We start from the raw sequence: 25,594 nt of genomic DNA, 5'->3' as shown, positions 1-25,594 counted from the left end.
ACGTTATCAACACTCAAGCAGTTTATTAATGTTCATAGCAAGTTCATCGGCTTTTTCATTCAATATAGTAAAATGCGATGCCTCAATATTAGTAATATTTATCTTGTCATAAACTTGCAACCAGCCATTATCTGCCAAGTTAGATAGTGAATTTATGTAATCTTTATATATATCAATTTTAGTAGAATACGAGTTAGATCCTTTGAATAAATAAATGCGAGAATCGTCCATAGGTGGTGGTGAAAAATCCATCAAAGCTTGTAATTCAGCCTTGGCTAGTTTGCGAAGCTGATCATCACCAATTTCGTAAAATTCTTGCAACTTTGTTCGTTCAGATACTTCACTGATAAAATAGTTATGTAACTTTTTCCATTGACTTTTCTGCGTATCATTCAAAAAGAAACTATCAATCATAAATAATCTATTTATATCGAAATTCCAATTCTTGCATTTATTCAGCATTGCAAGCGAAATTAATCCGCCAAGAGAAAATCCAGCAATAGAAAATTTTTTAACTTTAGAATGTTTTTTTATAAATGATAAATATAGATCGGCCAATTCATTTAGGTCAGTTATCAATGGTCGGTCATAAATAGCTTGGTTAAGATTGTAGGAATCTAAAGCAATAATAGGTCTTTTAAGTTTATTCACTAGAGAGCCAAAAACCTCATAACCACATAGTGAACCATGTACTAACACTAAAGGCTCAAGGCCACTATTTAAATCACCAAAAATCTTAATAAAATTATCCGAACAACTACTATTTACAATTTTGGACGAAGAGATTTTAACAGGCTTATAATTATTGCCTGAAAAAGAATGTAGTGTTGACAAATAATCAGATAAAAATAACTCAACTGTACTCCTGTCAAAAATATCTTCATCATACAATAAAACCAAAGCGGGATTATTTCCCCACTTTACTAGCAAACTTAAAGGTGAGTTTGTAATAGTTGAAAATTTAATTTTATTTTGACCATTTTGTTCATTCTCAAATGAATAAACGGTATTTATTAATTCATTATCAGATAAAGCAAGTTTACGCTCTAATTCATTGAGGCTTATTGAATCATGCTGCACAATATCGTGCATATCATTCTGAAGAATAGCTGCCTGTTGATCCAACTCTAAATCAGCAAATCGGATACGAACAGGAACGATATTCATAAACATACCAACGTATGATTTTGAATTTTTTAACCTAGCTCTGCCAGAACTTATAACACCAAAAGAAATATCTGATTGATTACATTTTTCTGAAAGAAAAAGTCCCCATGCTAGTTCAAAAATTACACTAGCACTTATTTTTAAATTTTTCGCCTTGTCTTTTATTGAAGAAACTAAATCGTTATTTAATTCACAATCAACCATACCCTCATTATCTACAGGTTTTTTTAAAGTCTGCCGAGATTTACAAAGAGGTAAGTTACCCATCCCTGAATAATTAGTAAGGTATTCATCCCAAAATCGACTATCTTCATTTTTAAGATATGGATTAATCGCCTTATAATAACTTTTATTACCATTAAATTTATAAATGTTCTTACCTGGCAGAGATGCACTTAAAATAGAGTCATCAAAAACGTTTTTTATTATCTGTATCGATTCACCATCAAGTAAAGCATGATGGTGATCCAACATTATTATCGAACAGTCCAAATACTGTAATGTTATACAACGAATGAGTGATTCCCTGCTCAAATTAAATTGCCTAGGAAATAGTTCGTCAATATAACTCAATGCGTCTTTTGCTGAATAGAGGCACTCTCTTTCATATTTGAAAAAATCCATCTCTCTTGGAATTGATTCAAGTTGATAATAAAATCCATCCTGCTCAACCAGATTAACGTTTAATCCTGAAAGTTCTGATCTTAACGATCTCCATATATTTTCAATCTCTACAGGGCTTATATCTTTGCCTACAGTCCAATATGCCTTGGACCTAAAGCCTTGTGACTCAGGGTTAGTTTTATATTGCGCAAGCATTGTCTCTTGTCCAGGCAATGCTCGATATACTTTCTTTACTGAACCAGAATTAACCTTCTCTAAAAACTTGTTCGTGTAAAAAGTAACATCAACAACTTTATTAAACTCACGCTCAGGGCAATCAATTAAAGCATCTATAAAATTTGTTATTTCTTGTTTGAACGAACAAACAAATTGTTCAGTTTCCGTTTTAGAAACTAAATGCTTCTTAAACTTTAAAGCCAATTTAAATGAATCAGCCTCATCCCAGCAGTTTAATTCAAAAAGAAAAGCATTATTATTACTGTGATTTTCCTTGGCTATCGGGTTTGGCAATGAATCCATAGGTAGTTCTTCCATGAGCCCATTAAATGTACTGCTTCCTGTTATATCACCTAAATAATTAAAGCATATCGGAGGAAGATCATTATAAGAATCATTCATATTCCTAACTCCCAGATCAGGAATAGCAGACCTTAAACCAGAAATTGCTTTAAGCAATGAAAGTATATTAAGTGTTTCATATGAATGAGGAATGGATAAAGGATAAAAGCAGGTAAACCAGCCAACAGTCTTAGTAAAATCATACTGAGGATCTATGTCAGCACGCCCATAGCTTTCTATAGTTAGAGGAACACCATTAAGACCGACGGTATAAGGAAGCATTGATTTATATAACGCAGCTAATAAAACATCACCCATGTTGATATTTAACCTACGTATTCTATTTTTTAATTCATCCTGGAGCATTGGGATACTAAACCCAAACTCACATGTGGTGACGGAATTTATAATCGCTTCATTTGAAAATATATCTCTTAACTTAACAGTGTCTTTTGTCTCAATATTTTCATTAACAGATAAAGCACTTGTGGACAAATAACGATTTAATGTATTTGACCAGCACTTGTAGCTGGCGCTTAAGTTAATCTCCTCATCATTGAGAATGCTAGCTAATTTTTCCTTAAGGATTGACCATGAATATGCATCAATAATCAAATGATGCATAATAAATAACAAAGTATCATTATTATCAGATTTAAAACGTATAACATGTATCAGTGGCGAATCAAAAACCTTTATTTTTTGGTATGCATCTTCTATCAATGAATTTTGTACCTGGGATATATCAGTATTTATATCGGTATAGTAGTAGCATTCTTGAATTGGCGAATCAGCGTAAAACTGAATAACGTTTTCAGAATCAAGTGAAAATCTTATTTTTGAAACATCAATATTGTCAAAAAGCTTATTTAAAATACTTTTCATGTCTATTTTCAGAAACTTTTTATTTAACCTGATTGGTAAAACTTGAAGATATCGATCTTGATTTTGTAATTTTTGGTTAAAAAACCATTTCTGTATAGGGGTTAATGGAATTTTTCCATTCAAAGTATCAGCACATTCTTTATCTGATGGGGCATCAAAATTTTTTAAAAACCTGTCAATCTCATATATGTTTTGTAACTTATAAAGATCTCTCGTACTAACTTTGCAACCTAGATCCCTCATTTTGGAAACCAATTGAATAGCCATTAAAGAATCACCACCTAAAGAAAGAAAATCATCATGGGCTGCTATATCCTGATTATCAAAACATTCTCGCCACAATTGAAGTAATGCGTCTCCTATCGGTGAAAGGTCATCATTCTGTAAACTGTTAGCAAATTTAAGCTCTTGGTATGGAAGTTTTCTTAACGTTTTTTTGTCAATCTTGGCATTAGTAGTTAACGGTATTAAAGAAACAACTCTGTAATCTGATGGTCTCATATAAAATGGCAGCTTATTTACAAGCTGTTCTTTAATATCATTAAACGACAGATTATAGTCTTCACTATCAAAAACTAAATATGCAATAATTTGCTTGTTCTCATTCTTTTCATCTATTATTGCCACAGCATCCTGTACCCCAATAATATCTTTTAATACATTTTCAATTTCCCCTAATTCAATACGATATCCATTTATTTTAACCTGCTCATCAACCCTACCGATGTATTGCAAAATCCCATCGGCAGACAATTTTGCTAGATCACCGGTTTTATACATCAATTCAGTACTCGAATTTTGCTTAAATGGATTTTTTATGAAACGTTCTGAGTTCAGATTTTCATTATTTAAATACCCTTGTGCTAACCCAATCCCAGAAATATATATTTCTCCAATTGTGCCTAAAGGTACGGGACGCATAAGGTAATCAAGAATATAGATTTTATAATTTCCTATTGGCCTACCTATCGGAACGGCGGATGGAATTTTTTTTGTCTTAGAGTCAAATGTAAAATTCATTGCTCCGACAGTTGTCTCTGTTGGGCCATACTCATTGACAAAGATTGATTCATGACAATATTTCATTAAAAAATTTAAATGTTCTAAATATAACGCCTCGCCACCAATAACAAAGCAAGTTGATATTTTTGAGAGCACATCTGGTGATAAGTGTTGTTGCATGATTCTTAGATGGGCTGGTGTAATCTTAATCAAACTATAATTTTGCCTTTCTTCTAACGCTCTTAGTAAACCTTCTATTCCCGAGTCATCATGGACCATATAGGTGGTCTTTCCACAGTAGATTGCAGAAAATAAACTGGTTACGGTTAGATCAAAACTAAGCGAAGAGTGAACCAAAGTACCACAACCCTTACCTCTAATATAATGCCGAACACTCCATTGAATGTAGTGTGTTAATGAACTGTGTTTGACAACAACCCCTTTAGGCTTACCCGTAGAACCAGAGGTATAGATGATATATGCCGGATCTGATAGTTTTGAGCAGTCAATAGCTGGAGCAGAATACGTAATATCATTTTTTTGCAAGTTACTAAAATAGTTCTCGACATTAAAACTAGAATAGTTCTTTGTGCTCAAACGAGTACTTGCATTATTGTCAACAATAATACAAACAGCTTGACTATCTTTCAAAATATATTCAATTCTATCCTCTGGATACTCTGGATCAATTGGAACGTAACAATAGCCAGCTTTAAAAATCGCAATAATTGCAGCTAAAGAATATATATCTCTATTCATACATAGCGCGACAATTCCAGGCCCATCTCCACAATTATTTATAAGCCATTTAGCGAAGCAAGATGAAAGCAAATCTAGTTCAGCATATGTCATGCTACCTGAACACCCAACAACTGCTATACTACTTGGATTTTTACAAACTTGTTCTTTAAAAGCTGATACTATGCTTTTTTTATCGGATGAAAAAGAAATATTATTGTAATCCTCTATGACCTTACGCTTTTCTTTAGTCGTTACTGCATGAAGGCATTTAAGAGGCTTATATTTTACCTCGGGTTTTTCAAATTGTTTCAATAGCTCTATAAATCCATCTAATAGCCGTTTTATAGTTCCTTTTGCAAATAAATTATTATTATATTCAACCTCTAAATCAAATCTATCATTTCTAATTTTTAAAACTGAAAGAGTCAAGCTAAATTTTGCCAAGCCACTATCAGGAACAGGAGCATGTTGTATTTTACCATCAAAAAACTCGGTTTCTGAATCTTGAACTTCCTCATAAAGAAACATGGTATCAAATAGATTTTTTTTATTTTCCCCCATTAATAGTTTAAGCTCACTCGTTGTAATTAAGTTATTGTTGAAAATATCCTTAACCTGCTTAGATATAGTTTTTATAAATGTAGAAACACTGTTTTCAGAATCTATTACAACTGACATAGGCAATGAATTTACAAACATTCCCACAATGTCCATAAATTCATATTTCTTTCTAAGTGTAGTAGTGATTCCGATGGTAATATAATCTTGGTTGCAAAAATCTCTCATTAGTAAAACATAGATAGCCATAAAAAAATTAAATGGCGTTATTTTAAGCTCATTCGTAATAATATTGCTTAAGGTTTTGGACAATGATCGCTTAAGACTAAACTTTAATTTACTACCTGAGAAATTTTTCAAGCCATCATCAACAAAATCATAGGGCAAATTTATTTTGGATAAATTGGCTAATTGTTTTTTCCAAAAATGATTTTCACGATCCATATAAATGTCTCGCTGTAAACTATACCAATCGATAAAATCAAAATATGAATAATCATTTTTATTTAAAATGGATCCATCTTCATAATAAGCTTTGTTAAATTCATCCAAAAGGATCCCTATGGATACGCCGTCAAAAACTAAGTGGTGAAAAACAAAAGAGATATAGTATTCACTTTTACTAACCTTAATTACTGATACAAAATATAACGGCCCAGACTCTATATCAAACTGATAATTCGATACTTTCCTTAAAACACTATTTTTATCAAAAGATTCTTGCTGTGATTCATAGTTAAGATATTCAAAGCAGGGTTTTTTATCTAGGATAGATAAATGATAAGAACTTCCTTTTTTATCTATTTTAGCATTAAGTATTTTATGCTTTTGTATAATAGATTCTAATGCATGCTCGAACTTTTTGAGACAAAAATCCCCGTAATAATGCAGAGTAATTGGCACGTTATACAAATGTTTTTTATCTGTTAGTGACACTGCATCAACGATATCTGATTGCATCTGAGGTAATGGAAACTCAGATATAACCTCTTCACTTTTGTGAGTTGTTATTGGATTATTGGATAGTAGCTCTATTAATTCATGCTTATGCTGAATCACTTTTGTCTTTAATATATCTGGAAATACCTCTTTAGCCTTAAATTTTAGCTTTCCATTTTCTACCCATAGTTTCACACCATGATTTCTAACTTGCTCCAGAATTGTCACTACCGAACTCGTTTCATTTATCATATCTCACCCTCTTCTAGTGCATCTGAAAACTCATCAACAGATTCATATAAATAATCTCGAAGCATTTCTATAGATGATGCCAAATCAGATAATATTGGGTTTTCAAATAATAAAGTTATTGGAACATTAACGGAAAATACTTTACGCATTAAGAAAGCGGCCTTTGTTGCTAACAAAGAATGACCACCCACTTCAAAAAAGCTTGAATACCTACTTATATTATTGATATTGAGCAACTGAGACCATATTTCTTTAATTTTGCTTTCTGTTTCTGTCGTCTTTTCTTCAAAAGATACAGGCGGATTTACAGAGCTTGGCAATGGCAATGATTTCCTATCTATTTTTCCATTTTCCGTCAAAGGCAATGAAACAAGCTGGATAAAATAGCTTGGAACCATATACTCGGGTAGCTTTGATTTTAATTCACTGCGAATTACATTTTTTTCTATTTTTACATTATCTACAGAAACAATATACGCAACTAAATAAGTATTATTATCGTTATCCTTATAATCAATGACTATTGCCTTATCTATATCTACTCTTTCAGTAATTTTACTTTGAATTTCTCCTAATTCTACACGGTAACCACGAATCTTAACCTGATGATCATTTCGCCCTAAAAACTCAATATTACCATCCGGTAAATAACGACCTAGATCGCCCGTCTTATAAATAACTTCCCCTGTAGTCGGCAACTTAATAAATGAAGCATTCGTTCTTTCAAAATCGTCCCAATACCCACTAGCAACCCCCGCTCCACCAATATAAAGTTCTCCAGCAACACCTATAGGCAATTGCATCCCTGACTCATTGAGCACATAAAACGATTGATTGCGGAGTGGTTTTCCATAAGGAATACTCTTCCATTCGCGATTAATGGAGCTGACGTCATACGCTATTGACCAAATAGAGGCTTCAGTAGCGCCACCCAGGCTTGTTAAGCTCGCTTGTGCTCCAATATGGTCCCGAATTTTTACTGGTAAATCTAATGGGATCCAATCACCACTTAACAATATATTCTTTAAACAACCTAGTGAGTTAGGTGACTTATTAAGTGATATATAATCACACAGCATTTGCATCAGAGCTGGAACTGAGTTCCAGAATGTAATTTTATTGCCCTGTATGTCAGACAACCATTTTTCAGGATTTTTTTTATCATTTTCACTAGGTAAGACTAATGTTCCTCCAGCAGCAAAGGTACCGAATATATCGTAAACCGATAGATCAAAATTCAAAGAAGAAATACCATAAATCACATCACCAGCGCCGATATTGAATCGATCGTTAATATCTAAAATCGTGTTAACTACAGATTCATGTTTAATCATGACGCCTTTAGGCTTTCCTGTGGAACCTGATGTAAAAATGACATAAGCTAGATCATCCTTTTTCCTATTAATTTTTGGCATATCATCAGAACAATCTTTATATAAATGCTCACTATCAACACTGATACATTCACAACTTGATAAGTTATCTAATTTTCTTCTAAATACGTCTTGCGTTAAGAGAAACTCACATTTTCCAGATACTAGTAACTCATTAATCCTATTAATCGGATCATGCGCGTTTATTGGCAAATATGCTGCACCCGACTTTAGTATTGCGTAAGCTGCAATAATCTGCTCCCAACCTTTTTCCATGACAATTGCGACTAAGCTTCCGCGTTTTATTTTTCTTGAAACTAAATAATTAGCTAATTTGTTAGAGATAGTATTAATTTCATCATACGTTAGTGATCTATTATCTGTAACAAGGGCAACTTTGTTATTTTTATTTATAAAATTCTCGTTTGAAAGCTCATCAAGAAGAAAATCTGATTTATTAAAACAATACTCTGTTTTGTTAAATGATTCTAACAAGAGTTTTTCACTTGACCCCATATATTCATACTCGTTAAGGTTTTTATTAGGGCACTTGCTAGATAATGATAAAAATGAAGCAAAATTTGCAGCTATCCTAGTGATAGTATCCTTATTAAATAGATCAGTGTTATATTCAAAAGTAAAAACTAATTCTTTATCAATTGTTGAAACTAAAACAGACATATCAAATTTTGAGGTGTAATGTGGTGCCTGCTCTTGGCTCGCCTTGATTCCCTCTATTTGAATAGAGTCATCCAAAGTGTCTTGCATGACAAATAATGTTTGAAATATTGGACTTCTAGACATATCTCTATCGTGTACAAATTCCTCCACAAGTCTTTCGAAAGGAGTGTTCTGATGCACAGACAATTCTTCTAACTCTTTACTTACCTTTAATAAAATTTTATAAAACGTATCATTATTATTTATATTTAATCGTAAAGGCAGTGTATTTACGAAATAACCAATGACATCTTCATATTTTTTATTATTCCGATTAGCAAAAACAGTTCCAACAATTAAATCATCTTGACGTGTGTACGCATTTAGTAAAACAAAATAAGCAGATAGTAAGTATGTAAATAGGCTAAGGTTATTTTTTCTTGCAATGTCATTTATGCTATTTAGGACTTTACCCTCTATTTTTATTTGTACAGAATCTCCGTTAAATGTCTGCTTTGCTGGTCTACTTTTATCAATAGGTAACTGAAGGAGTGGTAGTTTGTTCGAATATTTTCCCCTCCAATATGGAGAAATATCGTTTCTAGTAGATTTTTTCTCAGAGTAGACATAATCTAAAAAATCAAATGATTTATTATTAACTGATTGATTAGAATGGTTATAGAGCTTAGATAATTCTTTCAAAATAAGTGAACACGACCATCCGTCAGAAATAATATGATGCATGCTCATTAACAATACGTTAACATCATTATCCTGATGAATAATACGAAATCTAATTAATGGATCATGCTTCAAATTAAAAGGCTTTTTTAATTCAGATTCGATTACTGTTTGATAGTTCTTTGCATTTATGACTTCAAAATCAAATTGTCCGTGCTGAGATTTAGTTTGATATGGCATTCCATCAGTTTGACCAAAATTTAAAAGCAAGGCTTCATTAGAGAGACATAAGGCTTCACAGGCATGTCTGAATCGTTGTATGTCAAGCTCGCCCTCCAGCTTAAAAATAAGTGGAATAACATTTTCAATGCTGCCATTGTTGAACTGATCTAAAAACCATAAACGCTCTTGAGAAAAAGAAAGCGGCATCTTTTTCTCTCTCACATGATTGATATTTAAATCCGGCAACCCAGATTTATCTGCTTTCTCAACTAAAGATGCAATTTCTTTAATTGTCGGATTTTTATAGATATCCCGCAAACTAATGTCAACTTGATAGTTTTTTCTAAGCTCATTCAGCATTTGTATTATCAATATTGAACTTCCACCTAAAGAAAAAAAGTTTTGATCAACAGAAATTTCGTTTATCGAAAGAAGCTTTTTCCATAATTCATATATTTCTTGCTCAACAGGACTAATAGGATGTTTTATTTCTTGATGACTTAATTTTTCATAATTCGCTTGACTGGAGAGCGCCTTCACATCTATTTTTCCACTAGCAAGCAATGGGAAATCATCTAGAATAACTATGATTCTTGGAATCATATACTCAGGTATAATATCTTTAAGAAGGTGTTTAATCTTCTCAGCATCAAGTTGAAAACTGTTATGAGAGTTCGGTTTAATATAGGCAACTAAATATGCTTCCGAGCCACTATCCAATTTCGATAAAACAACAGCGTAGGATACATCCTCAAGATTTCTAATAGCTGCTTCAACTTCACCTAACTCAATCCTAAAACCTCGTATTTTCAATTGACTATCATTTCTTCCAATAAACTCAATGGTTCCATCTTCAAACATTTTAACCAAGTCACCTGTTGCATAAATCTTTTCCTCGTTATCAGTAAAAGGATTTTTTACAAATTTTTCATTAGTCAGATCGGTTCGATTTAAGTAGCCTAATGCTAAACCTATCCCCCCTACGTATAGTTCACCTGGAACACCAAATGGCACTATTTGTTTATTTTGATCTAGCACATAACAAGAGGAGTTAGCAATACATTTTCCTATCGGTACTGAATAGGACTCACCATCTTCCTTCGTACATATATGCAAGGTTGAATTAATTGTATTCTCAGTTGGACCATAGGAATTAAATAAAACCTTATTCGGAAACAGTTGATAAAATTTCTTAACAATTTTCGGCGTTAAGGTCTCAGCACCAGAAATAACATATTTTAATGAATCAAGATCTTGTGAATTGTTTAGTTCAACATAATCCAAAAAAACTCGATGGAGTGATGGAATAAAATTTATTGAGGTAATACTATATTTCTTAATAAGTTCAACAAATTCTTTAGGGTCATAATTAAATTGTCTTGGAGCAAAAACAAGTGTGCCGCCTGAAAATATTGGTAAAAGCAGTTCCTCTAAAGAGGTATCAAAGCTATATGAACCATACTGTAAATGTCGACTCGTACAATTGTATCGATAAAAATCAATCAAGCAGAACACTCTATCAACAATGCTACGATGCGAAATTAAAACACCTTTTGGCGTACCCGTCGAACCTGAAGTATACATAACGTAGGCGATGTCAGTTTCGTTTATCTTATCTTTTTTTAACTTACACTTTTTTTCATGATTCGTATGTTTATCGAAAGAATCAACAGAAATTAGCTTCAATGAAAAATCTTTATACAGGTGTGACGAAACATCATCAATCAATGCAAACTCAGCATTAGTATCTTTAACGATATATTGAATTCTGTCTAAAGGAAGGTCTGGACTAATTGGTAAATATATTGCGCCAATTCTCCAAATGGCCAGCATAGAAATAATCAATTTTTCTGACCGTTCCATTGTAACAGCAACGTAATCTTGATGGCCCACTCCAATGCTCAACAATTTTTTAGCCAACTGATCGACCTGCCTATCTAGGTCTGAGTAATTAAGCTTTAAACCTTCAAACTCAACTGCAAGCCTGGTTGAGTGATTCATAAGAGTCTGTTCAAATAATTCACTTAGTGAGGCTTTGGCTGGATATTGTGTATTTGTATGATTCAAGGTTTTAATTAATTTGTTTCTATCAGACTCAGAAATATAATCAACGCCTGAGATATTCTGATTTAAATCTTTTAGCATCGAGTCCATGACCCTTTTATAACTATCTAAGAATCTGACAATTGTGCCTTCTTTAAACAAAGAAGCATCATATTCAATAACAACTTCACGCTGACCATCATGCATAGGCTGAATAATGAGCGACATATCCACTTCAACTGTGTCACTGCCAATTTCAAACCAACGAATTGAATTTTTATTATCTATTTTTCTTGACGCTTGAAAAGCTTGGTAGGTAAACATACTTTGATAAATAGGATGATATCCCCATTCTCTTGTAACTTCTGCTTCGCTAGCAATACGATCGAAAGGTAAAAATTTGTTCTCTTCAACAGAAATCATATTATCACTGATATGATTAACTACAGATTCCATATTATCTAATGCTTTTCTATCAATCCTAAGCGGTATGATATTAACAAAAAAACCAATTGCATCATTTAATTGAGAAAAATTTCTAGTAGAAACAGGAATACCAACGACAACGTCATTTTGATCGGTATATCTAAACAATAAAATACAATAAGCTGCTAAATATATAGTGTATGGGGTCACGCCTAATTCGTTAGCTAGCTTAGTGATGGCTCTATTCTGTTCTTCATGCAAAAGATGTTTTAACCTTTTAGCTGGCTTTTTTTCATTATCTGTCGATCTGCGATAATCGGTTGGAAAATTTAAAATTCCAGAATATCCAGAAAGATATTCTTTCCAAAATTTAACAGACTTATTATCATTTAGTAGTGATTCATATGTATCAGTAATTGAATTATATGAAGAAAAAGACTTATCTAAACGCGGCTCTCTGCATAAGGATTTTGCTCTGATTATTTTAGAAAGATCTTTTGATAGAACCTCTAAAGACCAACCATCAAAAATTAAGTGGTGGACTTTAAACAAAATATAAAATTTTTTATTCTCAGTAACGCGAGCCAGACAAAGTTCAGTTAAATTAACATCGGTATTAATCGGTATTGAATTACACTCATCGGCGTAAGCCAATAAATCATTTATCTCGTTGAAATCATGAGTTTTATCTTTTAACACAGTGTTATCTGATCGACTAAATATAGCTTTACCATCTACATGCTCTAACTTCATCAATAACAAATGATGCCTTTCTAACAAGGCAATTATTGAATCTCTTATTACACTCTCACCATACTCTCCTGATATTTCAAACACTGACATCAAATTAAAGATGGAATCTGAGCCATTCATTAATTCCTGCTGCATCAGTATTCTTTTTTGAATAGGTGACAATTTAATTTCTTTAGTATCTGGCGTAACAAGCCTTTGGATATCTTTTTTTTCATTTGGACCACAAGCATTTAAAATAATTTCAGATAGTGCCAAAGGAGTTGGGTCTTTATAGAACTGATTAAAAGAGACATAAGAACCAAGCTTTTCCTTAAGTTTAATTAATGCTTGTGAAGCTTTTAATGAATCGCCACCTAATTCAAAAAAACCATCAGCAACACCAACTTCCCTTATACTTAGAAGCTCTTCAAATATTTCCACGATTTCTTGTTCAGTATTGTTTTTAGGCGGAATCAATTTCGATTCGAGTGACCTTTCATACAAATTAGGTATATCTAAGCTTATCCTATCAAGTTTTCCATTAGGCGTTAGCGGTAGCGCTTCCAGTTGAACGTATCTAACTGGCACCATATACTCTGGTAGTTTTTTGCGGAGTTTTTCTTTTAAACTATTTGGGTATATTTTCTCATTTTTAGAAGCCACAAAATAACAAAATAATACTTCATTATCTGGATCGAAAATAACTGCTGCTTTTTTTACTTCAGATAGGCTATTTAAAACCAGCTCTATTTCCTCTAATTCAGCACGTTGTCCCCGAACTTTTACCTGGTTATCTTTTCTTCCCAAGTACTCAATTGCACCAGATTTCAATATACGACCATAATCACCGGTTTTAAAATAGGTTTCTTCAGAATTACTTTCTTTATATGTAAATTGCTTATCTCTTATGTCAAATTTACCTATATATCCTTGTGCAACTCCTGGCCCTGAAAAACAAATTTCACCAGCCTCATTAAATTTCGCAATATTTCCATTTTCTTTTAACACAATTACTTTTGAATTAGCTATAGGAGTACCTATTGGTATAAAACTTAGCTCTTCTGCACTATTAACTCTAAAGAAGCAGCCATCTTCTATTTCTGTAGATCCATAGATATTGACGAGCTCAGCATTTGGAAACAAACTATAAAACTTAGCAGCTAGCCTACCTGAAAGCCGTTCACCACTAGTCATCCATAATGTTAACTCATTTAATTTAATCCCACTTCTGCACACCTCTTCCATCACATTTTCGAGCAATGATGGAATCAAAATGATTCTATTTACTTTATTGTTATCAAGAATTTGTGTGAATTTTCTCGCATCCTTTACATCATTAGATTTTATTAAAACAAGTGTACATCCAGAGACAAGAGGTCCGAATGCTTCCCAAACAGATGGTATAAAATTTAATGAGGTCTTGTGACATAAGACATCATCCTCACTTACGGGAAATTCATGCAAAGTCCAGGTAAATCTATTAATGATTGATCTATTTGAACCAATTACACCTTTAGGGTTCCCTGTTGAACCAGATGTAAATAAAATATGCACAGGATCCAACGTGCGTATATTTATATTAGGTTTGGGCTTCTTGTTTTTTTTAGCTAATCTTATTAACTCACTTATGACAACTAATTTTTTTGATACCGCATCAAATCTATCGCTATAATCCTGATGACATATCACCACATCTACTCCAGCAGTATCGATGATATATTTAATTCTTTCTTTTGGATACGAAACATCAAGCGGAACATATGCACCACCGGCTTTTAACACACCTAAAATTGATATCAATCTTTCTATCGTATTTTCATCTGCGATACCTACTGCTTTAACTCGTTTATTTCCATGTAGTGCTATTAGGTGTGCTGCAACACTATCTGATAAACTTTCCAGTTCTTCGTACGTGATATGGTAGTCATCTTCAATTATCGCGATTTTGTTTGGATTGCTTAAAGAAACTTCAGATATCCATGAGATGAGAGTTGAATATTTACCATATGATAATTTAATACCTTGACTATTGCAGAAGTTATTTTTCATAGTAATCTATCCCTAAATTCCATAAAGTTCATAAACTGTTTCGTGATCAATATCTTTTAGTAGATCAGCTTCAGAACACCATGACATAGCTATAGCAATCCTAACAGCACTCCATACAATAGGTGTCACACGATGCAAGGTTGTATCAGACTTCATTAAATAAAATGAGCCATCATCGTAATGATATATTTCTGATTTATTACTGTTAACAATTTCGTGTACTCTAGGATTCTTTCTATCCCAATTTGTATTTCGTATACACTCAACTGCACCACCTTGATCGGGTGAGGGTGATTTTGCTATAAAAACTAATGCGTAAGAATAATCATCCCAGTGCCACCCATGTGTGTCACTAGAATTAGATAGCCCATTGATTACATATCTTTCTCCTGCCCATGGCAAAGTTTTAACTTCTTCTTGAGCTAAAGTAGAAAGAAACTGTTTGACGGAGGAATCATTATAAAATTCTGGTATAATTTTTGACACTTCATCAATTGCTTTTTCTGGGACAGAGAACATGTTTCTAGGCGTGTTCTCTGTCTGCTTCATTAAGAAATCTTTGCGTTGTAATTTTTTGTTATATACGCACAAAGTATCTTTAATTAGTGAATTGATAAAATCAACTTCAAAAAATTTTGTAATATTAACAACACTTTTCTCTCGAAGTTGCTTAATCGCATCTTCTATTTCACTATTGTTATGCTTGAGCAAATTGAAGTACTTCATCTCGTAAACCTCCATTAATGTTATTAGCCTGACACTCACCTTCATGAAGGAATGAAGGTAATTCCAAATAGTTTTTAATATCTTTAAAACTGTATTTTTTAATAAAATTAAAAATGCTTTTAATATCATCTGCCATATATCGATCTTGAGTATAAAAAGGAACTAGATCTCTTATACTTTTAAAATAGTGCTCTAGCTCTATAGATGATTCCAAGGGTCGTAAAAAATCAAAACCCTGAGCCGCTGACAGCAACTCAATAGCAATTACATTGGCTGTATTATCAAACATATTGAAAAGCCTTCTTGCAGCATGAGTAGCCATACTGACATGATCTTCTTGATTTGCTGAAGTAGGTATAGAATCAACCGAACATGGGTAGCTCAAAGATTTATTTTCACTAACAAGAGCAGCAGCAGTGACTTGCGCAATCATAAAGCCAGAATTAAGCCCGCTTCCATTAATCAAAAATGCTGGTAATTGACTTATATTGGGATCGACTAAAAGTGAAATACGCCTTTCACTCATTGAAGCAATTTCACAAAATATCATCGCAAGTTTATCAGCAGCAAATGCAATTGGTTCTGCATGAAAATTGCCGCCAGATAAGATTTCCATTTTATCTGAAAGTACAATGGGATTATTTGTAACGGCATTAATTTCGTTAGTTAATACATTTGCAATTTCAATTAGTTGGTCTAAGCAGGCTCCCATAACCTGTGGCTGACACCTGAGAGAATATGGATCCTGCACTTTAGAGCAATGTGCATGTGATAATCTAATTTTACTATTTTCAAGTAGTTTAGATAACAGGCGCGCTACTTTTATTTGACCGCTTTGACCACGCAACTGATGTATCTCATCACGAAACGGCGTGCTACTCCCTTTTAATGCATCCGTAGACATTGCACCGCTAACCATTGCTACCGCCATTAGTTGCTCTGCGTCAAAATAAGCTTTTAGTGCAAATGCTGTTGAAACTTGTGTTCCATTTAATAACGATAATCCTTCTAAAGGCGCTAATTCTAATGGTTTTTCTCCAATAGCATTTAAAGCTTCATTTCCTGATATGATTTCTCCATTTTTTCTCACATAACCTAAACCAATCAATGGCGCTGATAAATGTGCCAATGGAGCTAAATCTCCAGAAGCACCTACTGAGCCTTGACAAGGAATACAAGGATAGTAACCCTCATTAATTAATTTTAATAATAATTCTAAAACCTCTTCTCTAATACCTGAATAACCTCTTGCAAGACTATTGACTTTCAAAAGTGAAATTAACTTAACAATCTTGTCATCAACAAGCTCACCAACCCCTGTGCAATGTGAGGCAATCAGATTATGTTGTAGCCTAACTAAATCTTTTGTTTCTATCACTGTATTAGCTAATTTGCCAAATCCAGTATTTCCACCATATACTACTTTACCTTGGTTGATCATGTTATTTACGGTATTAACAGATTTTCTGATATTGCTATATGATTCCTTGCAAATAGAGATCCGAATCTCTTCCACCTCTAAAATTTTCTGCAATTCGCTCAACTTCAGATTTCCTGGCTTTATAATAAACTTTCCATTGCTATCAAAACTATTCATATACTGCCTCCTCGCGCCCAAGCTTTAAATTTACTAAGTGTTCTTTCCTTCCAGGATTTTTAATAGCGAATAAAGAAAGTAAAAACGAAATAAAATAAGCGCCCAAAATAAGCAATAACCCTCTCTTAAAATCAAATATTGAGTAACTAGAAAATGCTTCTTTTCCAAAGCAACTGATAAATGCACCTATGAGGGGTTGAAAAATAGCTCCTGAAGTAACAACTGCCATATTATTGAAAGCAATTGCTGTTGCCCTAACTTTTTTAGAATTATTTCTTTCTACTAAAAAGAAACTCAGTGCTTGACCAGAACATGCAGCACCAGAAAGCAGCAGCACTATAATTAAATAGATTCCGTGAAGGTGTATTTCTATTAGCACCCCAAATGAAACGACGCCTACTAATGAACTCAAAATGAGCGGAAATACTTTATTTTTTACTGAGGCTGAAAGTAAACCAAGTAATGGACTTGCTATCGCCAATCCCAACCACATCATAGAGCAATAAAGTGCTGCACTATTTCTTGTTAGACCATCAAATTTCTCCAAATATGGCACACCCCAAAGTGACGCAAATCCTGACATGGGCGACCATAGCAGGCATGCATATAAACCTATAAACCATGTTTGTGGATTCAATATAATTAGCTTTAATGAATTTCTTATGGGGGTTGAGCTAGCCTTAGTATCAAGTTCTGCTTTCGTTTTATCTGCGTCAACACCACGTAGAATAAAAGAAATAATTAATGCCAATCCAATACCAACTGCCCCTAGTATAAACATCGTATTTCGCCAGCCAGTCTGACTAACCATAATACTAATAGGCAACTGGCCAGACATCGCTCCAAAAGCAGCTAACATCTGAGTAATACCAGTAAGCACAGGAAACCACTTTGATTCAAATAATTTTGATGCCATTACCAAAACTGAAACAAATGCAAAAGCAGATCCTGCACCCATCAATATTCTTGCAAAGCAACCAAAGTAAAAATTACTTACACATCCAAATAGAATAGAACCAACCGAACAAACAACAACAGCAGAAACAATAATAGTTAAAGCATTAAACCTATCAAATAACAATCCAGATGGTATTTGCATACTCGTATATGAGTAAAAATAAGCACTTGACATAACCCCGAGTTCAAACGCACTGATACCTAATGACTGCATCAAATTAGCTGCCATCACACTTGGCGATACTTGCACTGCCATTTCAAACGCCAGAAATAATGATACAACTATATAAATCGCTATAGCCTTATTTTTTGAAATACCATTTTTCAGCTTGCTATGCTCGATATTCATTTTTATCACTTACTGTTTATTTTCAATAATGATTTCGTTGCCGTAGGGAGTACATAAACCGGCATATTGATAATATTTCTCACCGCCTTTGACACTGACAACACCTCCTGACTTCGTATAGTCATAATCAAAGTTGATATACTGATGGTGTTTATTATCTATGTAGCCAATTTCTCCTTCTGCCTTATCGCCTAACATCACATAAGTAAACTCTTTTCCTGGCTCCAAGTTAGGATTGCCGCGAATGGCAATGCCACCGCCACAAATCCCAGTAAAATCAAAATTAGCGTTTGACTTGTCTACTATTTTTAATTCATTCGCACACTGTTGCGTTGCTAAAGCAACTTGTGTCCCTAGCAACACGCCTAGAAGACATAATGCCGAAGCTGCTACTTTTACCTTTTTCATAAAAATCTCCCTTCCCGTTATATTTGTTTCAACACTTTGTTTAAAGCAGGGCGACAAGCCCACATGAGAATTGCAATTAGAGCTGTTGCTATACCAATTTCTCCAAACACATTTCCATAAATGTGTAAACTGGTAACACTCGACATAGCTACATTAGGATTTGACACTGTAGTCAAATCACCAACCCAAGCTCCAATAGGCCCAGCTAACATACAGTTCAAAAACCAAAACCCCATTACAAATCCACAAATATTTTCTGGGCATAATTCAGCAACCATTGCTAATCCAAGACCAGAAATTAATAGCTCACCTGTTGACTGAAAAAAATAGGTCAGCAACATCCATAACGGAGATACAATCCCAGTGACTGAGATATACTGTGGTATGGCCAACACAAAAAATGCGATCGCACATAAAGTCATTCCCATACAGAATTTAGTAACATGAGTAGAAGGATATTTTTTATAAGCCCAAGTTAATATCGGGGACATCACAATAATGACTATTGAATTTAAAACTTGGTATTCGGCAGGCGGTATATTCCAACCTAAAATTAGGTTATTAACATTATGTAATGCAAAAAAGGTTAAGGATGTTGGCATCTGATTGTATAAAACAAAGAAAGCAATACCTTGAAACACTAAAATTAAAGCTACAAACATTCTTGAACGTTCAACGCCACGCAAGCTTAATGCAATTTTTATGAAAATAATAAACGCTACCCCAACAATTGTATAAATCAACCAACTGCAAATTTGTGTATGAACGAGTAATTGTGAAATGCCTAATATTGCTAATATACTCGCACATAAAATTTTAAAAAATAAAAAATTTGAAAAAGGCTTTCTACCAGCATCAGTGGAGATATATTTTAATGCATGGTTATAAACACGATAGTTCGCTAATCCTAGGAATAAACCAGCGGCACAAATCCAAAATGCAATAGACCAACCATAACGCGATGCCACAATCGGTGTAATCGCCATAGATATCATCGAACCAATATTGACAGCCATATAATATAGTGTCATTGCGCCATCAAATTCTGGATCACCCTTTTTATACAATTTTGAAATAAGTGAACTTGGGTTCGCCTTAAATAAGGCATTACCAACAATAATTCCTGACAAGGCATAAAAAATAGTGTGATAATTTGAAAGCGCTAATCCTGAATATGACAAGGCTAATATTATTGCGCCCAAAACCATTGTTCTTTTAGCGCCAAAATACTTATCTCCAATCCATCCGCCAATCCAAGCAAAACCATTCACAAATGCACTAAAAGAACCAAAGATATAAAAACTTGTTGACTCGCTGTAACCTAACTGATTAACAAAATAAAGTGCTAATATTGCCTGAACACCGTAATAACCAAATCTTTCCCAAAGCTCTATCGCCCAAAGTACCCAAAATGGCTTACTGAGTTGCCCTGAAATTTTTATATCTTCGATTACAGTTTCCATATTTCCCTCAACTATCGCTTAAGCTTTATTGAATCAACCAAGCGATTTTGCCTTTCTTCCAATAACGCTTTATATGCTTCAAGTAATTGCAGCTCGGCATCAATTTCAGCCTTCTTACCTTCCATCTCTTCGCAAAAATCATTTAAATCCTTTAGTACTGTTTCAAGTTCACAACGGCTCAAATCACCATTTCTTGCCACTGATGAAAACCAAGCAATATCTTTGTTAGCAGGGCTTATCTCACTACCATTTCCCATATCCGGTATACTTTTGTCTCTAAAGAACAAGCTATTTGTCATTTTTACTGCCATAGCACTTACCTCGCTTTCAGATACCTGGCATGCCTTGCCTACTCACCAACTCCTATGTACAATCTGACCAATGTCTTACCATTCCAAGCCCTGCTAAAAAGCCCATTACTTGGGATGAGAGCGCGCATAGATAAGGCGACTTTTGACCGTTGAACAGCATCAATTACTAGCCGCATTGATGTACCGGCGCTGCTCTCGTTGTGATACATCATTCTGTCCATTTCTTAGCCTCTAATTTAATATGACGACCATGAGCCAACAAGCGGGTATAATTTCCACGCTTAGGCGGGTAAAAACCCACCAAATTTGGTAAAATTTTGAACTAAATTGACTGAATTGGGCTCTTTGCCCGTGGTTGAGGCTTAGTTTTTTGAAAAATAGGGAGTAAAACGTGCCTTATTGGAATGGCAGATCGTTAATCAAATACACTGCTTCTAAACCAGTGAAGCAGTCTTTGGCCATTGTGATGGGAACAATATTCCAGTGGTTTGATTTTGCTCTATTTAGTGCAGTTTCAACTAAACTCGCTAGCTCATTTTACCCCTCCACCTTACCGCACACCTTATCGATGCTAATGGTCTGGCTCTCTTTTGCTGTAGGCTGGCTGTTAGCGCCTATTGGCGGAGCTGTCTTTGGTTATATCGGCGACACCTATAGCAGGAAAATAGCTCTAACTTTGTCTATCACCTTGATGTCTGGAGCATCTTTATTAATCGCACTGCTACCAACTTATCAAGCTATTGGAATCTGGGCTCCCATTCTGTTACTGATCGCCAGATTGTTGCAAGGATTATCCAGCAGCGCCGAATACAATGGTGCAACTATCTATCTTGTGGAGAATGCACCAGATCGACTCAAACCTTTTGCTGGCTGTTTACCTAATATTTCTAATAGTGCGGGCATGATGCTGGGATTTTTAGCAGGCGCCATTTTTACCAAAAGTAATATGCCAGACTGGGCGTGGCGCATACCATTTTTGCTTGCTTTCATTGGATTGATCTGCGCTTATCAACTGAGGGGTAAGGTACTGGAAAGCGATGTAAATTTTATTCATCTACTAAAACACAAAACCATCAGTTATTCAGGAATACTGAAAAAAGCAAGCTTTATGGTTGTGCTTGCCGCTTATAACGGTGTGACGAGCTGGGGAATATATGTATGGTTACCCGTATTATTAACTTATTTTGGCTTGTCTAGCTCACAAGCTTCACTCGTTATATTAATCGGATTGGCATTAGATATTGTGCTCGAAGCAATGACAGGACTATTTGCCCAGAAAATAGATAACAAGAAAATATTTTTACTTTTTTCAACTTTATTTGTTATTGGGCTTTACCCCACTCTTAAATTATTTCAACTAGGGAGCTTTTATCTTGATATAATTGGTATGATTTTTATTACGTTACTTATTTCTCCCGCCACTGCAATGATCAATAGCATTGCCGTTCAGTCTGTCGAGAAAAAAGTTCGTTATTTAACATTAGGTATATTTTGGAATATTGGCATGACACTGTTTGGTGGTACTGCGCCTGCGGTTTTTTCTTTTTTTATGCATTATGCAGATCAAGCAAGTCTGCTAATAATGCTCTACATGAGCATATTTGTATTGCTCGGCTTTATAATGGTAAAACGGTATGCTAGACGATAAATACTTGCGACAAATTCAGGAGTACAGTAAAGAAGAACTAAAACTGTATAGCGATATTCTATCAGTAAAATACTATAAACAAATCGAAGAAGCTTGCCACGATATCACCAACTTTGGAATTGATTATATTTCTTTAGGCATCTTTACAGCAGCACAAGCACCCATTTTTTTAAGCAACATGCCAAATTGGTCAATTCCATACAATAAAGAGGGCTTATGGAAACTGGATACGATTAACACTTCAAAGACCTTCTATCTACTAGGAACCGATCATATTTTACAAAACAGCTTTAAAAAAAGTGATTCGCAAGAAAAATTATATGAATTTTGTGAAGCATTTAATATCTACGAAGTATTTTCAATGCTAAAATCGCTAGGCAAAGTCGATATTAATATCATCGCACACACACGCTATCCTATTTTAGATCTCAATCGATTTTATGTTACGCATCGACAACACGTTATTGATTTCGCATGTTTACTTATAGCTCGACTCCAATCCATATTAATCGAGATATGCCCTTTCTTAAAAGGGAATCCAATATTGTGGAATCAAGAGATCCTCCAGCAAGTTCTTAGCTCAAAACTTGTGTATTCACCGCTAACTAAAAAAGAAACGGAAGTTCTATACCAAACGAGCCAAGGACTAACAGCAGACAAAGTCGCACAAGAACTAGGCGTATCAATAAAATCAGTTAATCGAGCTTTAGAAAGGGCCCGAAAAAAACTTGATTGCACGAGCACATTTCAAGCGGTTGCCAAAGCGCACTCCCTTAATATATTTCAAAATATACCTACTATCGATTCAATAGATAATAGCCTGAAATTTAAGTATCTTGTATCTGAAAGAGAGCTGGAAGCAATTTTCTGGACTTCTCTGGGTTATAGCGCCAAAGAAATCGCCAGATTTATGCAAATTGAATATAAAACGGTAGAGAAATACCTTAGCACTGCTCAAAATAAACTTGAGTGCCATAATAAGGTTCACTTAGTTTATAAGGCACATTATTACGGACTTTTAAACGAACATTTCCTTCGATACATTAGCTCTTAGCAGCAACTATTTGCGTTTGCCTAGAAAGCGTAAAAATATAATCATTGTTTGTTTCTAAACTTTCAATATTATTCAACAAAAATTCGAACTCTTGAGTACCAATTAAATTAGCATTGATAAATTTCTCTGCCGCCGATTTTAATGAAAGTCGTAAAATTGATTTACGTTCTTTAGTATATAAAACGGGTTGAGAAAAACTGACGCTCTTAATAAAGCCACCAAGATTTTTAACTTTAGTTATTAATTTCAATCCAATATCATAATCATGTTTAAAAGTTTCGCCCAACTTGAGCAGAAGTTTAATAGCTTCTTGATATTGCTTTGATTCAGGATAACAAAAGTTACTCGATAAGGTAGGCTCTTCAAGCAAAAGTATGCCATTTTTATTTAATTTTGAAATCATGCTCTTAAGTGCTCGATCAGGATCATCTAAATGCATGAATAGAAATCGACAATAGATACAATCAAAATCATTTAAAGCATTCAAATCATAAACAGAACCTACTTTTAATAACAGATTTTTATTAACATCAATTTTAGACCTGATAACTTTTATTTGCTCATTGTCAGCATCTAAAGCAGTCACACTGCCATCATGGCCTACTTGATCTAAGAACCAAGGTATCATATGTCCATGTCCAGCGCCCACCTCCAATACATTCATCCCTTCTCTTATATAAGGCGAAAGAAAAGCCTGGCTTTCAGCATTACAAATATCATTTAATATTTCCAGCCTACTTTGATCCTCTTCACCGAAGCAAAAGGCGTAATCTTTATTCATGAAATTCTCTCCATAAAATTTATTCAATCTTTGATAGTTGCTTTCTATTTAGGATTAAATAGATAAAACCAAATATCACCCAAACCAATCCCACCCTGTGTGTTTGTGGATCAAGCCCTGAAAAAACCCAAACAATACTAACAAAGCCTAATGAAGGGATAATTATATAAAACAAAATGGTATACGGTTTATTTTTAATGTCTGTTTTTCTAAAATTAGTAAAGTAAAAATAAATGACTGATATATTCAATATTGCAAAGCCAAGCAATGCGCCAAAATTTACTAAACTAGCAATATCGACTAAATTTATTGTACTTCCCAATAAAATCCCAACAACCACAATGATCAAAATATTAATGTGTGGTGTTTTCCAGCGATTGTTAATTTTTGCAAAAATATTCTTATTTAAAACACCGTCTCGACCCATGCCATATAATAATCTTGCCGTGGCTGCTGTTGCCACAATATTGAATAATGCCATACTGGTTACGAATCCAATTGAATAAAATAATGCAAACTTGTTCCCCCCTGCTAACCTAGAAACATGAAATAATGCTGTGTCGATCCAATGTGGTTGGATTATTAACTCTCGCCAATTAGGTATTGCCAATACAGCTAAATAACCTGTAAGCATCATTGTTAATCCACCTATAAAAATAGATAGAAAAATTGCTTTTGGAATATCTCTAATTGGATTTTTTGCTTCTTCTGCTAACGTAGTAATAGCATCAAACCCTAGATAACTTGCTACCGCAAGTGAAGTGGCACTTATAAGTGAAGCAACACTCTTGAAGTGAAAAGGCATTAAACTAAATAAATGATCAACTCCCGCATGCTGGATAACCTTATCACCCCAAACTAAAAAACTAGACAGCACTACCAACTCTATAAATAACAACATGATAAGACCGAAATTAGCAACCAATTGAATGCCAAGAATATTGATAACTCCTGTTATGCAAAAAAATATAATTAATGTTATTTCATATGGAATTTGAGGGAACAACTGATGAATATAAAGTGAAGCACTCATGGAAGTTACTGTCGTAATAAGCAAATAATCAAGCAGCAAAATCCATCCTGCCATAAATCCCAGGTATGGGTGACAAGCTCGGCTTACAAAATTATATAATGATCCCGCTAAAGGAAAATGCCTAACCATTAAAGAATAACTAGTCGCCGTAAAAAGTATAGCAATACCCGCGATAAAAAATGGCAAAACAACTGTCCCACCTGATCGTAATAGGACAAAGCCAAAGAAAATAGCTGGAGATAGTGGGATCATGTAATTCAAGCCAAAAGCAGTTAACTGCCAAACGTTTAAATTACGCTTCAGTTCTTGCTTATAACCAAATTGCTTTAAGGTCTTACTAAAATTATGCATAAAA

General features: G+C 34.1%; 12 protein-coding genes. 2 read left to right on the top strand and 10 right to left on the bottom strand.

Going from position 1 to position 25,594, the window contains the following annotated elements; all coding sequences use genetic code 11:
• Window positions 1-6: 6 nt before the first annotated feature.
• Genes KIT27_00460 through KIT27_00425 form a run of 8 tightly spaced genes read right to left on the bottom strand, consistent with a single transcriptional unit; the run spans window position 7 to window position 20,723 of the window.
• Entirely contained in the window at window positions 7-6,726 is a 6,720-nt protein-coding gene (locus KIT27_00460; protein ID MCW5588108.1) for an amino acid adenylation domain-containing protein, read from the bottom strand.
• The gene (locus tag KIT27_00455; protein MCW5588107.1) at window positions 6,723-14,912 is read right to left on the bottom strand and encodes an amino acid adenylation domain-containing protein; all 8,190 of its coding nucleotides are present in this window, start codon (window positions 14,910-14,912) and stop codon (window positions 6,723-6,725) included. Before KIT27_00455 ends, KIT27_00460 begins: the two co-directional genes overlap by 4 nt.
• Window positions 14,913-14,924: 12 nt before the next feature.
• The gene (locus KIT27_00450; protein MCW5588106.1) at window positions 14,925-15,638 is read right to left on the bottom strand and encodes a hypothetical protein; all 714 of its coding nucleotides are present in this window, start codon (window positions 15,636-15,638) and stop codon (window positions 14,925-14,927) included.
• On the bottom strand, window positions 15,610-17,235 hold the full coding sequence (hutH, locus tag KIT27_00445; protein ID MCW5588105.1) for a histidine ammonia-lyase: 1,626 nt from the start codon (window positions 17,233-17,235) through the stop codon (window positions 15,610-15,612). Before hutH ends, KIT27_00450 begins: the two co-directional genes overlap by 29 nt.
• Window positions 17,228-18,541: an MFS transporter gene (locus tag KIT27_00440; protein ID MCW5588104.1), complete on the bottom strand. Its 1,314-nt coding sequence runs from the start codon at window positions 18,539-18,541 to the stop codon at window positions 17,228-17,230. Before KIT27_00440 ends, hutH begins: the two co-directional genes overlap by 8 nt.
• 9 nt (window positions 18,542-18,550) lie before the next feature.
• A complete protein-coding gene (locus KIT27_00435) occupies window positions 18,551-18,949 on the bottom strand; it encodes a hypothetical protein (GenBank protein ID MCW5588103.1) in 399 nt (132 codons plus the stop codon).
• A 17-nt stretch (window positions 18,950-18,966) separates the two neighbouring features.
• On the bottom strand, window positions 18,967-20,412 hold the full coding sequence (locus tag KIT27_00430) for an oligopeptide:H+ symporter (GenBank protein ID MCW5588102.1): 1,446 nt from the start codon (window positions 20,410-20,412) through the stop codon (window positions 18,967-18,969).
• An 11-nt stretch (window positions 20,413-20,423) separates the two neighbouring features.
• Window positions 20,424-20,723: a hypothetical protein gene (locus KIT27_00425; GenBank protein ID MCW5588101.1), complete on the bottom strand. Its 300-nt coding sequence runs from the start codon at window positions 20,721-20,723 to the stop codon at window positions 20,424-20,426.
• A 391-nt stretch (window positions 20,724-21,114) separates the two neighbouring features.
• On the opposite strand from KIT27_00425, the gene KIT27_00420 reads away from it, so the two are divergent.
• Together KIT27_00420 and KIT27_00415 are read left to right on the top strand one after the other, a co-directional pair.
• Window positions 21,115-22,371, top strand: coding sequence for an MFS transporter (locus KIT27_00420; GenBank protein ID MCW5588100.1), 1,257 nt, complete (start codon window positions 21,115-21,117; stop codon window positions 22,369-22,371).
• Window positions 22,358-23,425 carry a hypothetical protein gene (locus KIT27_00415; protein ID MCW5588099.1) on the top strand — a complete coding sequence of 356 codons (1,068 nt, stop codon included), beginning with the start codon at window positions 22,358-22,360 and terminating at the stop codon, window positions 23,423-23,425. Before KIT27_00420 ends, KIT27_00415 begins: the two co-directional genes overlap by 14 nt.
• On the opposite strand, the gene KIT27_00410 is transcribed toward KIT27_00415, so the two are convergent.
• Together KIT27_00410 and KIT27_00405 are read right to left on the bottom strand one after the other, a co-directional pair.
• The gene (locus KIT27_00410) at window positions 23,415-24,206 is read right to left on the bottom strand and encodes a class I SAM-dependent methyltransferase (GenBank protein MCW5588098.1); all 792 of its coding nucleotides are present in this window, start codon (window positions 24,204-24,206) and stop codon (window positions 23,415-23,417) included. The genes KIT27_00415 and KIT27_00410 overlap by 11 nt on opposite strands.
• Before the next feature lie 19 nt (window positions 24,207-24,225).
• A complete protein-coding gene (locus tag KIT27_00405) occupies window positions 24,226-25,590 on the bottom strand; it encodes an amino acid permease (protein ID MCW5588097.1) in 1,365 nt (454 codons plus the stop codon).
• Window positions 25,591-25,594 lie beyond the last annotated feature (4 nt).

It is taken from the genome of Legionellales bacterium, assembly GCA_026125385.1.
In the GTDB taxonomy this organism is placed as follows: domain Bacteria; phylum Pseudomonadota; class Gammaproteobacteria; order JAHCLG01; family JAHCLG01; genus JAHCLG01.
This window is presented reverse-complemented; position numbering and strand designations above follow the sequence as displayed.